The sequence below is a fragment of the Stutzerimonas sp. C6.4V genome, from assembly GCF_058536345.1.
This window is the reverse complement of the sequence record NZ_JBZUBM010000001.1, coordinates 59,555-75,160: the sequence shown is the minus strand read 5'-3', so window position 1 is coordinate 75,160 and position 15,606 is coordinate 59,555. Positions and strand designations below refer to the sequence as shown.

Genomic DNA, 15,606 nt, shown 5'->3' with positions numbered 1-15,606 from the left:
CGACCGACACGACTCGCTGAATCGACACAGACCCCGCTTTTCAACGCTACAAAGCCCGACGACCCCAAACCATGTCCAGCCAGACTCTAGACCCCGCCGCGCTTGCTGACGCCATCAAGGCGTGGAGTCGCGAGCTCGGCTTCCAGCAGGTCGGTATCACCGGTGTCGATATCGGTGAGCATGAAGCACACCTCGAGCGCTGGCTGGCGGCCGGCTACCACGGCGAAATGGACTATATGGCTGCCCACGGCAGCAAACGATCCCATCCGGAGCAACTGGTGCCAGGCACGTTGCGGGTCATTTCACTGCGCATGGATTACCTGCCGGGCGACACCCGCATGGCCGAGCAACTGGCGAGACCGGAAAAAGCCTATGTGTCGCGTTACGCGCTGGGCCGCGACTATCACAAGCTGATCCGCAAGCGTCTGCAACAACTGGCCGAACGCATTCAGCAGGTGATCGGCCCCTTCGGCTTCCGTGCCTTTGTCGATAGCGCACCGGTACTGGAAAAGGCCGTCGCGCAACAGGCCGGCCTCGGCTGGATCGGCAAGAACACCCTGGTCCTCAACCGCAAGGCCGGCAGCTGGTTCTTTCTTGGCGAACTCTTTGTCGATATCGAGCTTCCGGTCGACGAGCCGACCGTGCGCGACCACTGCGGTAGCTGTCATGCCTGCCTGGATATCTGCCCGACGGAAGCCTTCGTCGGCGAGCGCGTGCTGGATGCGCGGCGCTGCATCTCCTATCTGACTATCGAACTCAAAGGCCCGATCCCGGTGGAGCTGCGATCAAAGATCGGCAACCGCGTGTTCGGCTGCGACGACTGCCAGATCGTCTGCCCCTGGAACCGCTTCGCCCGCCCGACCGAGCAGGCTGACTTCAAGCCGCGCCATAGCCTGGATAACGCCGAGCTGGTGACCCTGTTCCGCTGGACGGAAGAGGAGTTTCTCAGCCGCACCGAGGGTTCTCCGCTGCGTCGAACCGGCTACCACAATTGGCTGCGCAACCTGGCGGTCGGGCTGGGCAATGCGCCATCCAGCATTCCCGTGCTTGAAGCGCTTCAGGCGCGCCGAGATGACCCATCGGATCTTGTTCGTGAGCACGTCGAGTGGGCACTGGCGCAGCATGCGGCCCGCCAGCCGGCTGATCGGATCACGGCCTTGCTCTAGAGACCACCCTGCACGTTCAGCCCAAGCCCCAGCACGGTAGCCAGGGAGAGTGGCAACAGAAGGGTATCGAGCAAGACGCTGGCCGGCAGGTCGAGTGCTGCGTGCTTCGGCGCCTCTGCGCCAAACCGGTCCTGGGGGCAGCAGCCGCCGTTAAGGCTGTACCAGTCCAGCCGAGTACCTGAATAGACGATGGGCGCACCGGGCTTGGCGGCGTCCAACGTGCGCACCGTGGCGCAACCGGGTAGCAGCAGGACAAGCGCCAGGGTCGAGCCGAGCCGGATAGTCGATCGTTTAATGGGCGCCTCCTCAGGTATTGGTCGAATTCAGGCGCGGCCGTGCTCAGTCGTCGCTGACGATATGGTGCTCGCCCCAACGCGGCAGCATGTCCTGGGGAATGTTGAGCAGGTTGAGGATGCGCGCGACGACGAAATCCACCAGGTCGTCGAGGGTCTGCGGCTGGTGGTAGAAGCCCGGTGACGCAGGCAGGATGGTCACGCCAAGGTTGGACAGCTTGAGCATGTTCTCCAGATGAATGCTCGAATACGGTGCTTCGCGGGGCACCAGAATCAGCTGGCGACGCTCCTTGAGGGCGACATCAGCGGCGCGTTCGATCAGGTTGTTGCAGGCCCCTGTGGCGATCGCCGACAGGGTCCCGGTCGAGCACGGCACCACCACCATGGCGGTCGGTGCGCCGGAACCGGACGCGGGAGGCGCCATCCAGTCCTCTTTGGCGAACACACGGATCTGCCCGGCGGCGGCACCGGTGTACTCGGAGAGGAAGGCCTGCATGGCCTGCGGCTTGGCGGGCAGCACCACGTCGGTCTCGGTGGCCATCACCAGTTGCGCCGCCTTGGAGATCAGGAAGTGCACCTCGCGGTCTTCCTGTATCAGGCAATCGAGCAGGCGCAAGCCATATTGCGCGCCTGATGCGCCGGTCATGGCCAGGGTGATGCGTTCCGGTCCGTTCATTCAATCTGCTCCTGATGCCATACGCGTGGAAAAGCCTGCGGGATTTCACCCTACCGACAGTCAATCGTAGGGTGGAAAACCGCGAAGCGTTTTCCACCGTTACATGGCGTTGGCGCTTTCGCGGCCGCCACCATACGCGTGGAAAAGCCTTCGGCGTTTTCCACCCTACGCCAACGCCTCGGCCAATTTCTTGTGCAACCCACCGAAACCACCATTGCTCATCACCACCACCTGTGTACCCGGCGTGGCGTCGGCCTTGACCTTGGCGATGATCGCCTCCAGCGAATCGCAGACCGTGGTTTCGACCGGCGACCCGGCGACCGTAGCGGCCAGGTCCCAGCCGAGATTCGGCGGCGCGTACCAGATCGCCTGATCCGCCAGCGCGACCGATTCGGCCAGGCCCTCGCGGTGCGCGCCGAGCTTCATCGAGTTAGAGCGCGGCTCGACCACCGCAATGATTGGCGTATCGCCGACGCGCTTGCGCAGGCCGTCGAGGGTGGTGGCGATGGCGGTCGGGTGATGGGCGAAGTCGTCATAGATGGTTACGCCATTGACTTCGTCGACCTTCTCCATGCGCCGCTTGACGCTGCGGAACTCGCTCAGCGCCTCGGCGCCCTGCTTCGGCAAAACGCCAACGTGGCGGGCCGCAGCCAGGGTCGCCAGCGCGTTGTTCACGTTGTGCTGGCCGGTCAGCTCCCAATCGACCACGCCCTGTACGGCACCGTCGAAGATCACTTCGAAGCGCGAACCGTCAGCGCTGAGCAGGTTGGCCTGCCATTGCCCGCCTTCGCCCGTAGTCTGCACCGGCGTCCAGCAACCCATACCGATCACGCGCTTAAGGGCTTCTTCCGACTCGGGATGAATGACCAGGCCTTCGCCCGGCACGGTGCGCACCAGATGGTGGAATTGTCTTTCGATCGCGGCGAGGTCCGGGAAGATGTCAGCATGATCAAATTCCAGATTGTTCAGAATTGCGGTGCGCGGGCGGTAGTGAACGAACTTGCTGCGCTTGTCGAAGAAGGCGCTGTCGTACTCGTCCGCCTCGACCACGAAGAACGGCGTACCACCCAGCCGGGCGGAGATACCGAAGTTCTGCGGCACGCCGCCAATAAGAAAGCCCGGGCTCATGCCGGCATGTTCAAGCACCCAGGCCAGCATGCTGCTGGTGGTGGTCTTGCCATGGGTGCCGGCCGCAGCCAGCACCCAGCGACCCTGCAACACGTGGTCAGCCAGCCACTGCGGGCCGGAGACATAGGGCAGGCCCTTGTTCAACACGTATTCGACTGCCGGGTTGCCGCGCGACATGGCGTTGCCAATCACCACCAGATCCGGTGCTGGTTCGAGCTGGCTGGGCTCATAGCCCTGGGTCAGTTCGATGCCCTGAGCCTCGAGCTGAGTGCTCATGGGCGGATAGACGTTGGCATCGGAGCCGGTGACGCGGTGGCCAAGCTCTTTGGCGAGCACTGCCAGCGAACCCATGAAGGTGCCGCAGATGCCGAGAATATGGATATGCATGAATGACCTCTGAAAAACGCCGCGCCGGGCAAAACGGATCAGGCGGCACAGCCGCGCCTGTCAGCGCCGAAAACTGCGGGGCAGATTAGCACAGCACCCCTGCTACCAATGACCGACCAGCGGTACACCGCACGTCGCCTCGTCTGCCGACGAACGGAGCCTGTTCTACGCTGTGAGACAGCAGTCATCACTCTTACAAGACCGGAGACTCACCATGCGTTACGCCCATCCCGGCAGCGAAGGCGCTGTCGTTTCCTTCAAGTCCCGCTATGGCAATTTCATCAACGGCGAGTTCGTTGAGCCGGTAGGCGGCCAGTACTTCACCAACCTGTCCCCGGTTAACGGCCAGCCCATTGCGGAGTTTCCGCGCTCCGACGCAGCGGACATCGAAAAGGCGCTGGACGCCGCTCACGCCGCGGCTGATACCTGGGGCAAAACCAGCGTGCAGGCGCGTTCACTGATCCTGTTGAAAATTGCCGACCGCATCGAGCAGAACCTCGAGATGCTCGCCATCACCGAGACCTGGGACAACGGCAAGGCCGTGCGTGAAACCCTGAACGCGGACATCCCTTTGGCCGCCGACCACTTCCGCTACTTCGCCGGCTGCATCCGCGCCCAGGAAGGCACCAGCGCCGAGATCGACGAACACACCGCGGCATACCATTTCCACGAGCCGCTGGGCGTAGTCGGGCAGATCATCCCGTGGAATTTTCCGATCCTGATGGCGGCCTGGAAGCTCGCCCCGGCACTGGCCGCGGGCAACTGCGTGGTCCTGAAGCCCGCCGAGCAGACACCGCTGGGCATCGCCGTGCTGATGGAAGTCATCGGCGACCTGCTGCCGCCGGGCGTGCTTAACGTGGTGCAAGGCTACGGGCGCGAAGCCGGCGAGGCGCTGGCGAGCAGCAAGCGCATCGCCAAGATTGCCTTTACCGGCTCCACCCCGGTGGGGTCGCACATCATGAAGCGCGCTGCTGAAAGCATCATCCCGAGCACCGTAGAGCTGGGCGGCAAGAGCCCGAACATCTACTTCGAAGACATCATGCAGGCCGAGCCGACCTTCATTGAGAAGGCTGCCGAAGGGCTGGTGCTGGGCTTCTTCAACCAGGGCGAGGTGTGCACCTGCCCGTCGCGCGCCCTGGTGCAGGAGTCGATCTATGCACCCTTCATGGAAGCGGTGATGAAGAAGGTTTCGCAGATCAAGCGCGGCGACCCGCTGGATACCGACACCATGGTCGGCGCCCAGGCCAGCCAGCAGCAGTTCGACAAGATCATGTCCTACCTGGAAATCGCCAAGCAGGAAGGCGCCGAAGTGCTGACTGGCGGCAGCGCCGAGAAGCTCGAAGGCTCCCTCGCGACCGGCTATTACATCCAGCCGACCCTGCTCAAGGGCACCAACCAGATGCGCGTGTTTCAGGAGGAAATCTTCGGTCCGGTGATCGGCGTCACCACCTTCAAGGACGAGGCCGAGGCGCTGGCCATCGCCAACGACACCGAGTACGGCCTCGGCGCCGGCGTCTGGACCCGCGACATCAACCGCGCCTACCGCATGGGCCGGGCGATCAAGGCCGGGCGCGTCTGGACCAACTGCTACCACCTCTACCCCGCCCATGCCGCATTCGGCGGCTACAAGAAGTCCGGCGTCGGTCGCGAGACCCACAAGATGATCCTCGACAGCTACCAGCAGACCAAAAATTTGCTGATCAGCTACGACATCAATCCACTGGGGTTTTTCTAGCTCATAACTTCTAGCCCATAAAGAGTGCCCGCCCGCGCCGCAAGGCGTCGGGCTGGTGCGTTCCTGGCTGCGTTTACACTCAGGAGGCCCCCAAACATCGTAGATACAGCACAGGCACAGCGCTTGCTTTAACGATCCTGCCGTACCCGAACCCATCAGAGGATGATCTTCATGGCTCTCGAACACAGCAGTGCGACACCCCCGAACCACGCTATCGATTTCGAAGCAGTTGGCAGTGCCTATTTCAAGGAACGCGAACTGAAGAAAGGCGCCGCTGGTTGGGTGCTGTTGGTGGGCCTTGGCGTCGCCTATGTCATCTCGGGCGACTACGCCGGCTGGAACTTCGGCCTGGCTCAGGGCGGCTGGGGTGGGCTGTTCATCGCCACGCTGCTGATGGCGACCATGTACCTGTGCATGTGCTTTTCGCTGGCTGAACTGTCCTCGATGATCCCCACAGCGGGCGGCGGCTATGGCTTTGCCCGCAGCGCGTTCGGCCCGTTGGGGGGCTTTCTCACGGGCACGGCGATCCTCATCGAATACGCCATCGCGCCGGCGGCGATCGCCGTGTTCATCGGCGCCTATTGCGAGTCGCTGTTCGGCATCGGCGGCTGGATGATCTATCTGGCCTTCTACATCGTCTTTATCGGCATCCATATCTTCGGCGTCGGCGAGGCCTTGAAGCTGATGTTCATCATCACCGCCGTCGCCGCCCTGGCTCTGGCGGTGTTTATCGTCGCCATGGTGCCGCACTTCTCGGTGGACAAGCTGCTCGATATCGCGCCGACCGCCGCCGCTGGCGCCAGCAGCTTTCTGCCTTATGGCTACGTAGGCATCTGGGCGGCGATCCCCTACGCCATCTGGTTTTTCCTTGCCGTCGAAGGCGTGCCGCTGGCCGCCGAGGAAACCAAGAACCCACAGCGCGACATGCCGCGCGGGTTGATCGGCGCCATGCTGATTCTGGTGGCCTTCGCCGGCCTGATCCTGCTGGTCGGCCCCGGCGGTGCGGGTTCGAGCACCCTGGTGGCATCCGGCAATCCACTGGTTGAAGCGCTGACCACCGCCTACGGGTCGTCGACCTGGATGAGCGGCTTCGTCAACCTGGTCGGCCTGGCCGGGCTGATCGCAAGTTTCTTCTCGATCATCTACGCCTACTCGCGGCAGATCTTCGCGCTGTCGCGTGCCGGTTACTTGCCTCGCAAATTGTCGCTGACCAACAAGAACAAGGCGCCGGTCATGGCCTTGATCATCCCAGGGGTGATCGGCTTCCTGCTCTCACTCACAGGCCAGGGCGACCTGCTGATTCTCGTCGCGGTGTTCGGCGCGACCATCTCTTACGTGCTGATGATGTCCTCGCACATCGTCCTGCGGATGCGCCGGCCGGATCTGCATCGCCCCTATAAGACCCCCGGCGGCGTACTGACCTCTGGCGTCGCGCTCGTACTGGCCTGCCTTGCGGTGGTCGCGGGATTCCTCGTCGACACCCGCGTCGTGATCGCTGCGGCGGTGATCTATGGAATCTTCATCGCTTATTTCGCCCTCTACAGTCGGCACCACTTGGTGGCCGGCACGCCGGAAGAGGAATTTGCGGCGATCGAGAAGGCTGAAGCCGCGTTACACAAATAGGGGGCGTTATGGCGGGATACACGCACAGCGTAGGCGGCACCAACTGGCGCTTCGACAGCCTGCGAGAGGTCATGGCCAAGGCCAGCCCGGCACGCTCCGGCGACTTTCTCGCCGAAATCGCGGCGGGCAGCGATGCCGAGCGAGTCGCCGCGCAGATGTGCCTGGCGCAGATCCCGCTCAAGCGTTTTCTCGATGAAGCGCTGATCCCCTACGAGACCGACGAAGTCACACGGCTGATCATCGACAGCCACGACGCCGATGCCTTCGCCCCGATCAGTCACCTGAGCGTAGGCGACTTTCGCAACTGGTTGCTGGGCAATGATGCCGACGAGGCGGCATTGAAAGCCCTGGCGCCGGGGCTGACGCCGGAGATGGTCGCCGCGGTGTCGAAGATCATGCGTGTGCAGGACCTGATTCTGGTGGCACAGAAGGTTCGCGTGGTGACCCGCTTTCGCAACACCATCGGCCTGCGGGGGCGCATGTCCACCCGGCTGCAACCCAACCACCCCACCGATGAGGCCGCCGGCATCGCCGCGAGCATTGTTGACGGCTTGCTCTACGGCAACGGCGATGCGGTGATCGGCATCAACCCGGCCACCGACAGCACCAGCGGCATTTGCGAACTGCTGAAGATGCTCGATGCAATCATCCAGCGCTACGAGATCCCGACCCAGGCCTGCATCCTCACCCACGTCACCACCTCCATCGAGGCGATCAACCGTGGCGCGCCGCTGGACCTGGTGTTCCAGTCCATCGCCGGCACCGAAGCGGCCAACGCGAGCTTCGGCATCAACCTGGCGGTATTGCAGGAGGGCTACGAGGCCGGTCTGTCGCAGAAACGCGGCACGGTTGGCGACAACCTGATGTATTTCGAGACCGGCCAGGGCAGCGCGCTTTCGGCCAACGCCCATCACGGCGTCGATCAGCAGACCTGCGAAGCCCGCGCCTACGCCGTCGCGCGCACATTCAAACCGCTACTGGTCAATACCGTGGTCGGCTTCATCGGCCCGGAATATCTGTACAACGGCAAGCAGATCATCCGCGCCGGGCTCGAAGACCACTTCTGCGCCAAGCTGCTCGGCGTGCCCATGGGCTGCGACATCTGCTACACCAACCATGCCGAAGCCGATCAGGACGACATGGATGTGCTGCTGACCCTGCTTGGCACCGCCGGCATCAACTTCATCATGGGCATCCCGGGCTCGGACGACGTGATGCTCAACTACCAGACCACCTCCTTCCACGACGCGCTCTATCTACGCCAGAGCCTCGGGCTCAGGCCCGCGCCGGAGTTCGAGGATTGGCTGGCGAAAATGGACATCCTGCGTCAGGACGGCGGACGGCTGCAGATGGGGGAGCAGCTCCCGCCCGCCTTTCGCCAGGCACTGGAGCGGATGGCATGAGAATGTTCATTAGCAGGACCGCTGTTCGTAGGGCGGAATCGCCACAGGCGCTTCCGCCGTTTACCGCGAGCCGGCGCATCCTCGCATTTACCTGGTATCCGGTCGCCATCGGCGGATGTCGCCATCTGCTAATCCAACTTACGTGTACGCCTCGGACAAAACGACCGCAGGTCTTTTCCACGGGAGCGCCACTGCTTGAACGATAACCCGAGGTAGCCATGTCCGACCGCTCGCCCGCCATCACCAACCCCTGGAGTCACTTGCGCCAGCTCACCCCGGCGCGCATCGCCTTGGGCCGTGCGGGCACAAGTCTGCCCACCGATGCCCAGCTGGATTTCCAGTTCGCTCATGCGCAGGCACGCGACGCCGTGCATTTATCCCTCGACACCGAGGAACTGGCTCGTCAGCTTCAGGAAAAAGGCTTCAGCACCCTGCAACTGCACTCTGCAGCCGTTGACCGCTACATCTACCTGCAGCGCCCCGACCTGGGCCGCCGGCTGGATGAAGAATCGGCCCAACGGCTGAATGACCATGCGCAGCAACACGAAGCGGGCTACGACCTGGCGATCGTCATCGCCGATGGGCTGTCGGCCTTGGCAGTCCAGCGCCACGCCCTGCCCCTGCTGCAGCGCATCGAAGAGCAGATAGGGAAGGACGGCTGGAGCCTTGCGCCGATCTGCCTGGTGCAACAGGGCCGTGTCGCGCTGGGCGACGAAGTCGGCGAGCGGCTCAAGGCGCGGATGGTGGTCATGCTCGTGGGCGAACGCCCGGGCCTGAGTTCGCCGGACAGCCTCGGCCTGTACTTCACCTACGATCCGAAAGTCGGCCGTACCGATGCCGATCGCAACTGCATCTCCAACATCCGCCTGGAAGGCCTGAGCTACAACCTCGCCGCGCACCGGCTGATCCACCTGATGCGCGAGGCCTGTCGACGCCAGCTTTCAGGTGTGAAGCTGAAAGACGAGGCGGAAATGCTCAGCCTCGACGATGACAAGCCGAAGACTGGCAACTTCCTGCTGAGCTGATAGGTGGGAGCGGTATTAACTGCGAAAAGCAAGCTGCAAACCTTGCCCCAGCCTCTTCGCTCTTCACGGCACTTGCCGGTGCCCGACGCCCCGCTTAAGGTGGACGGCCCCTGGCTGGAAACTCTTTCATGTGGTCTTTTCGCGATTGGCGCCGCAAGCGCATCCTCGCCCGTCTCGCCATCGAACCCGCCCTCTGGCAAAGCGTACTGGACAGCCTGCCGATTCTCGACGGATTGACCCTGGAGGAAACCGAGCGGTTACGTGAGCGCAGCCTCTTGTTTCTGCATGCCAAGCGCCTGACTGCCCTGCCCGGCGTTGAACTGGACCCGGCAGATCGGCTGCGTCTGGCCGCGCAGGCCGAGCTGCCATTGCTGCATCTGGCCGATCTGGACTGGTATCAGGGCTTCCATGAAATCGTGATCTACCCGGATGACTTCCACAGCCCGCAAAAGCACCGTGACTCGGCCGGCGTCGTGCACGAATGGGATGGCGAGCATAGCGGCGAGGCCTGGCTGCAGGGCCCGGTAATCCTGGCCTGGCCCGGGGTCAGGGAAAGCGGCAGCTGGGAAGGTTACAACCTGGTGATCCACGAGCTTGCCCACAAGCTGGACATGCTCAACGGCGACGCCAACGGCCTGCCGCCACTGCACGCCAACATGCGTATCGAAAGCTGGGCGACGGCGATGCAAGGGGCCTACGACAGGCTCAACCGGACGCTGGACGGCAACCCGGACGCCCATGCCGCGATCGATCCTTATGCCGCGGAGAATCCGGCCGAGTTCTTTGCCGTCACCAGCGAGTACTTCTTCAGCGCGCCGGATCTGCTGCACCAGGCCTATCCAGACGTCTACGCCCAGCTCCAGGCCTTTTACCGCCAGGACCCGCTGACGCGCCTTCGAGACCTGCAACAGCGCCATCCCGACTACGCGGAACCTCACTGAGCTGGGGCCGTCGAATGCGCGCATGAACCAGCCAGCCGTGGGTTCCACGCCCGGCATGGCAAAACGCCTGACAGTGCGCCTATAATCGCGCCCACTTTTTTCGCCCCAGGCCGCTTGGCCGACCACGGAGCAATGTCCATGAGCTACAGCAAAGTCCCGGCCGGCAAAGACCTGCCCAACGATATCTACGTTGCCATCGAGATCCCGGCCAACCACGCGCCGATCAAGTACGAGATCGATCACGACACCGACTGCCTGTTCGTCGACCGCTTCATGGCCACGCCGATGTTCTACCCGGCCAACTACGGCTTCATCCCGCACACCCTGGCCGATGACGGCGACCCCCTCGACGTGCTGGTCGTGACCCCCTACCCGGTTGCCCCGGGCTCGGTCATCCGTGCCCGCCCGGTCGGCGTGCTGCACATGACCGACGAAGCCGGTGGCGACGCCAAGCTTATCGCCGTCCCGCACGACAAGCTCTCCCAGCTGTACGTCGACGTGAAGGAATACACCGACCTGCCGCCGCTGCTGCTCGAGCAGATCAAGCACTTCTTCGAGAACTACAAGGATCTGGAGAAGGGCAAGTGGGTCAAGGTCGAAGGCTGGGGCGACGCCGAAGCCGCCCGCGCTGAGATCACCAAGGCAGTGGCGGCTTACCAGAAGTAAGCCAAAACCGCTAAAGGAAAGCCGGCCCACGAGGCCGGCTTTTTAATTTTCCCGGCAAGCTTGGCTTCCGACAGCATTGTTAGTAGCCAACCGAATAGCAACGGCTGATTCAAATACGGTTATCTACAAATTTTGGCGACGTCATAGTCAACAGGGGGCTGAATGCAGGAACCACCCCCAATCGCCGAAAGTTTTTTCGTCGTTCCCGTTTTCACGCTGGCCCCGCGCCAAGCGCAGGCTTGACCAGGGCGTCACGCCCGGGCGATGTGCCGGCCGCGCTCAACTCTATCTTCGATGTTTCCGGCAGCAACAGCGCCCCCGCCAGGCCCAGGATCGCTATAGCCATCAAATAGACCGCGGGCGCCATATTGTTGCCGGTGCTCTCGATCAGCCAGGTCGCGATGAAGGGTGCCGTTCCACCAAAGATCGTGTACGCGATGTTGTAAGTGATCGCGGACGCGGTGTAGCGGGTACGCGTGGGGAATATTTCGCTCAGTAGCGGCGCCGTGACAACGTTGCAGACGACTGCCCCAAACCCCAGCAGCAGACTGCCTAGCAGTGCCATGGCGAACAGGCCGGACTCAGCCAGCATCAAGGCTGGATAGATGCCTATCGCCAGCACGCCTGCCGCGCTGCACATGGTGGCCTTACGGCCAATACGGTCCGTCAGGATGCCCACGAAAGGGCACGCAGCTGCGGCGAAAAACAGCGTCAACAGGCTGATCAGCAACGCAGCAGCGCGGCTGAACCCGCCGGCCTGTTGCAGATAGGTGGAGAAATACGTGGTGAAGGTATAGAACGACAGCGCTGTCAGGGAAATGAAGGCGCCCAGTTTGCACATCGAGCGCCCCTGCAAACGCAGCGTCTCACGCAGAGGCGAATGCGGAACCTGGTGGTTTTCCTCCAGCGCCTGGAAGGCGGGCGTTTCATCCAGGCGCATGCGCAGGTACAAGCCGATCAGGCCCAATGGCGCTGCAATGATGAATGGCACCCGCCAGCCCCAGGCCGCCAAGGCTTCTGCTGACAATGCCGTGTTGAACAGATAGGCCAGCATCGCAGCGCTGGCAAACGCCAGAAACGTCGAGACCGGAACGTAGCTGCCCAGGCGTCCACGCTTGTCATGGGGCGAATGCTCCATGACGTAGGCGCAGGCACCGGCATATTCCCCACCGGCAGAAAATCCCTGGGCGCAGCGGACTATCGTCAGCAGCAGAGGCGCCCAGATGCCGGCAGTGGCGTAGGTCGGCAGCAGACCGATCAATGTCGTCGCACCGGCCATGATGAATATCGTCAAGGCCAGGGTGCGCTTGCGACCGATCCGGTCTCCCAGTTGACCAAAGAACACACCGCCCAGCGGGCGGAAGGCGAACGCGACAGCAAAGACCGCGAAGGTTTTCAACAAAGCCGTGCCTGCGCTTTCGCTGGGAAAGAACAGCTCGGCAATCAGGGTGGCGAAAAAACCATAGAGTGCGAAGTCGAACCACTCGACGAAATTGCCGACAGACGCAGCGACGATCACGCGGCGTAAGGTTTTTGGTTCTACAGCGGCTGAGGAAGTGGCATGGGTCATAAGTGGGCTCTGCTCATTTGGCTGAAGGGCGTGCAAGGCAGTAGAGGGCGCAACCTAGGCCAGACCGGGTAATGCGGATTTTTTATTGTTGAGCTGATGGGTCAAACCAGCCCGAAATAGCCTGTAGCCAAACTAGACCTGGACCGGATGGGAGAGCGGCTGAAACACGACCTTCAGGATTCACAAACCGACACGCCGCGGTTAATACGACGGAATTCTGTCGCCACACGAAGCCGGGCTGGACTGCATCCGTCGAGAAAGGATGCGCAGCGCCGGGAGGCCAAACGCCGACCCTGGATAATGGTATGCAAAACAGCCAGGGGCGAGTCTTCAGCCTCTGGTGGTCGATGCGATCACCCGTCCATGGCGTCACCGATAGGAGCGGCGTGACCAAAGCTCTTGAGAACTTCTGAGGAAGATTAGATAGCCGTCATGCTGGGCCAGTTACCGATAACGAGCAGTCCCCGGGACCGCCGTGTATCAACCGTCCGGGGTGTCGAGGGTATATCCCATCCCGCGTACCGTCTGGATCAGCTTTGTCTGGAATGGCTCGTCGACTTTGGCACGCAGACGCCTGATCGCCACCTCGATTACATTCGTATCGCTGTCGAAGTTCATGTCCCATACCTGAGATGCGATAAGCGACTTGGACAGGATCTCCCCTTTTCGGCGCATCAGAAGTTCAAGCAGTGAAAATTCCTTGGCCGTCAGGTCAATTCTTTTCCCGGCACGGCTCGCGCGGCGTTTGAGCACGTCCAGCTCGAGGTCGGCAACGGTTAACGCGGCTTCGCAGGAGGACTGGCTTCCCCGGCGCAGCAGGGTCCGCACCCTTGCAAGCAGCTCGGAAAACGCGAACGGCTTGACTAGATAATCATCCGCTCCGAGTTCAAGCCCCTTGACGCGGTCGTCCACACCATCACGGGCAGTCAAAAACAGAACCGGCAAATCATGGCCAGCCAAGCGAATGCGCCTGAGCACTTCCCAGCCATCGAGCTGCGGCATCATGACGTCCAGAACAAGCAAGTCGTAAGGCTCGCCAGATATCTGCTGCAGCGCATCAGCACCATTCAGTACGTGATCCACGACAAATCCGGCCTCGGTGAGACCTTTTTGCAGGTACGCCCCCGACTTGGGCTCGTCCTCGGCAACCAATAGCTTCATATATTCCTCTTGGACCAGCCGTATCCGGCTCCCGCCTGGCTCCGCTGGTTGGCCGACCATCCGTCTTTCACGTAAACATCATCCAATGGAGCTGGCCCGAGCATCAGGCACGCTTTCGAAATCTTCCGGCAGACGAATCTCGAATGTTGTCAGCCTGCCAGAGGACCGGCAGTCGATCCGGCCTCCATGTGCCTGAACGATAGATCGGGTAATCGCCATACCCAGGCCTACATTATTCGATCCACCCTCTCGCCTGGCACCATCGGCCCGGTAGAAACGATCGAATATACGAGCAACAGCAGCTTCCGGTATGTTCTCGCCCCTGTTGCTTATCGCCATGGATGAAAAGCCATTGCCGGATTCGATTTCCACATCGATGGTACTTCCCGGGTCGGCATATCGAAGCGCGTTTGAAACAATATTCGATATAGCTCTTCGCATCATAGCGACATCGACAAGCACGCTAGCACTGCCGACAAGGTTCAGTTTGATCCCTTTGTCCTCGGCCAGATATTCGTAGTACTCCAGCACGCTCGCGGCCACTGCAGCAAGATCCGTACTTTCCCGACGGGGAACAACCAGGTGATTATCCGACTTGGCCAGAAACAGCATGTCATCAATCATGCGTGACATCTGCCGAAGCTCTTCAAGGGAGGAGAAAAGCATCTCCTTGTATTCCGCCTTGTCCCGATCCTTGATCAGCCACACTTCGAACTGAGTAAGCATGCTATTCAACGGCGTTCTCAGTTCATGAGCGATGTCGGCTGAAAATCCTGACAGCCTGACAAATGATTCATCCAGCCTGACGAGCATCTGGTTGAAATTATCGACCAGCTCGTGCAGTTCTCGAGGCGTGGATTCTGTCGACATTCTTGTATCGAGGCGATTGGCGGTAATCGTAGTGGTGGTCTTCGACAGAGACCTTATCGGTTCGAGCCCTTTTCGGATAAGAAAGAATCCCAGAGCGCCACTGAGCAGCGCACTTGAGATCAAGGTATAAACAAACCACTCCATGACCATGTCGAAAAACTGAACTCGATGCGTGACGTCAGCGGCCACGTACGCCACGAACTCTTGCGGGCCCGACGGCGCATTCAGAACTTTCGTGATTCCGGAGTAATGCCTCCCGTCGATCTCGGCGTTCCAGCGGCCCTCGAGGGGGCTGTCCAGAGACTGTAGAAAACCCGTTAGAACATCGCCTGACGAGTACAGAATCTGTCCCTCTTGCTGGAGGACAGCCGAGACGGCAAATGAATTGCCGATGATATTGCCCATATACGCAGCGTACTGATCAACAGGTAAATCCGCTGATGCGATGACATGTTGGATAGCCGATATCTTGCTGTCGAGTAACTGGGCATCTTTTCGCTCGAAATGAAGGCGGCAGAAATAATTGAAGCTTATTGCAGCCACAACCAGTACAACCGTAACGACTATTGTGAAGACAGTTGCAATACGAGCTGTCAGTGACATTTTGTTCATGTTTCCTCTGACCCGCCAGATGATTGCTGCCCGCAACGCAATAAAAGGCAGCTGCCTCAGACAGCTGCCTTTTTTCTAACTTGAAACCATTGGATGCCTGGCCAGGCCCCTGATGTTCAGATGCTGGTACCTTCTGCTCGGGCAGGCGCCTTGTCAGCCATGTCTTTCATCATGTCGCGGCATCTGCCCATCATCTCCCGCATATCCTCCATCATCTGCATGTGAGTACCATCACCCATCATGCCAGACTCCGTTTTACCCTGGCTGTCAGGGTCTGCCGCTGCGAAGCTCAGCCCGCTGGCCAGAGCGATTGCTATTGCTGTTGCTGGAACGATATTTCGCATAACCAA

General features: G+C 61.2%; 14 protein-coding genes. 7 read left to right on the top strand and 7 right to left on the bottom strand.

Annotation, left to right across the window (positions count from 1 at the left end; genetic code table 11):
- Positions 1–71 precede the first annotated feature (71 nt).
- Positions 72–1,166 (top strand): tRNA epoxyqueuosine(34) reductase QueG, encoded by a 1,095-nt coding sequence (queG, locus tag AC4LFW_RS00360; RefSeq protein WP_491816858.1) that lies wholly within the window; start codon positions 72–74, stop codon positions 1,164–1,166.
- Here queG and AC4LFW_RS00355 read toward each other — a convergent pair.
- From AC4LFW_RS00355 to mpl, 3 genes are all read right to left on the bottom strand, one after another.
- Positions 1,163–1,447, bottom strand: coding sequence for a YceK/YidQ family lipoprotein (locus tag AC4LFW_RS00355; protein ID WP_491820076.1), 285 nt, complete (start codon positions 1,445–1,447; stop codon positions 1,163–1,165). The two genes, queG and AC4LFW_RS00355, sit on opposite strands and share 4 nt — an antisense overlap.
- A 58-nt stretch (positions 1,448–1,505) precedes the next feature.
- Positions 1,506–2,135 carry a flavin prenyltransferase UbiX gene (ubiX, locus tag AC4LFW_RS00350; RefSeq protein WP_491816857.1) on the bottom strand — a complete coding sequence of 210 codons (630 nt, stop codon included), beginning with the start codon at positions 2,133–2,135 and terminating at the stop codon, positions 1,506–1,508.
- 165 nt (positions 2,136–2,300) lie between these two features.
- The gene (gene mpl, locus AC4LFW_RS00345) at positions 2,301–3,650 is read right to left on the bottom strand and encodes a UDP-N-acetylmuramate:L-alanyl-gamma-D-glutamyl-meso-diaminopimelate ligase (protein WP_491816856.1); all 1,350 of its coding nucleotides are present in this window, start codon (positions 3,648–3,650) and stop codon (positions 2,301–2,303) included.
- A 214-nt stretch (positions 3,651–3,864) separates the two neighbouring features.
- Here mpl and exaC point away from each other — a divergent pair, with 214 nt between their 5' ends.
- The 6 genes from exaC (at position 3,865) to ppa (ending at position 11,043) form a co-directional block, all read left to right on the top strand.
- Positions 3,865–5,385: an acetaldehyde dehydrogenase ExaC gene (exaC, locus tag AC4LFW_RS00340; protein WP_491816855.1), complete on the top strand. Its 1,521-nt coding sequence runs from the start codon at positions 3,865–3,867 to the stop codon at positions 5,383–5,385.
- A 171-nt stretch (positions 5,386–5,556) separates the two neighbouring features.
- Complete coding sequence (eat, locus tag AC4LFW_RS00335) at positions 5,557–7,008, top strand: ethanolamine permease (protein ID WP_491816854.1); 1,452 nt, start codon at positions 5,557–5,559, stop codon at positions 7,006–7,008.
- Between the two features lie 8 nt (positions 7,009–7,016).
- The gene (locus tag AC4LFW_RS00330; protein WP_491816853.1) at positions 7,017–8,411 is read left to right on the top strand and encodes an ethanolamine ammonia-lyase subunit EutB; all 1,395 of its coding nucleotides are present in this window, start codon (positions 7,017–7,019) and stop codon (positions 8,409–8,411) included.
- A 218-nt stretch (positions 8,412–8,629) separates the two neighbouring features.
- A complete protein-coding gene (gene eutC / locus AC4LFW_RS00325; protein ID WP_491816852.1) occupies positions 8,630–9,436 on the top strand; it encodes an ethanolamine ammonia-lyase subunit EutC in 807 nt (268 codons plus the stop codon).
- A 128-nt stretch (positions 9,437–9,564) separates the two neighbouring features.
- Positions 9,565–10,377 carry a M90 family metallopeptidase gene (locus AC4LFW_RS00320; protein WP_491816851.1) on the top strand — a complete coding sequence of 271 codons (813 nt, stop codon included), beginning with the start codon at positions 9,565–9,567 and terminating at the stop codon, positions 10,375–10,377.
- A 138-nt stretch (positions 10,378–10,515) separates the two neighbouring features.
- A complete protein-coding gene (gene ppa / locus AC4LFW_RS00315) occupies positions 10,516–11,043 on the top strand; it encodes an inorganic diphosphatase (RefSeq protein WP_181298173.1) in 528 nt (175 codons plus the stop codon).
- Positions 11,044–11,254: 211 nt separating this feature from the next.
- Here the strand turns inward: ppa and AC4LFW_RS00310 are convergent, their stop codons facing one another.
- From AC4LFW_RS00310 to AC4LFW_RS00295, 4 genes are all read right to left on the bottom strand, one after another.
- Positions 11,255–12,613 carry an MFS transporter gene (locus AC4LFW_RS00310; RefSeq protein WP_491816850.1) on the bottom strand — a complete coding sequence of 453 codons (1,359 nt, stop codon included), beginning with the start codon at positions 12,611–12,613 and terminating at the stop codon, positions 11,255–11,257.
- A gap of 480 nt (positions 12,614–13,093) precedes the next feature.
- Entirely contained in the window at positions 13,094–13,774 is a 681-nt protein-coding gene (locus tag AC4LFW_RS00305) for a heavy metal response regulator transcription factor (protein ID WP_491816849.1), read from the bottom strand.
- A 78-nt stretch (positions 13,775–13,852) separates the two neighbouring features.
- On the bottom strand, positions 13,853–15,256 hold the full coding sequence (locus AC4LFW_RS00300) for a heavy metal sensor histidine kinase (RefSeq protein ID WP_491816848.1): 1,404 nt from the start codon (positions 15,254–15,256) through the stop codon (positions 13,853–13,855).
- A gap of 116 nt (positions 15,257–15,372) precedes the next feature.
- Positions 15,373–15,600 (bottom strand): hypothetical protein, encoded by a 228-nt coding sequence (locus tag AC4LFW_RS00295; RefSeq protein ID WP_491816847.1) that lies wholly within the window; start codon positions 15,598–15,600, stop codon positions 15,373–15,375.
- Between the last annotated feature and the right edge of the window lie 6 nt (positions 15,601–15,606).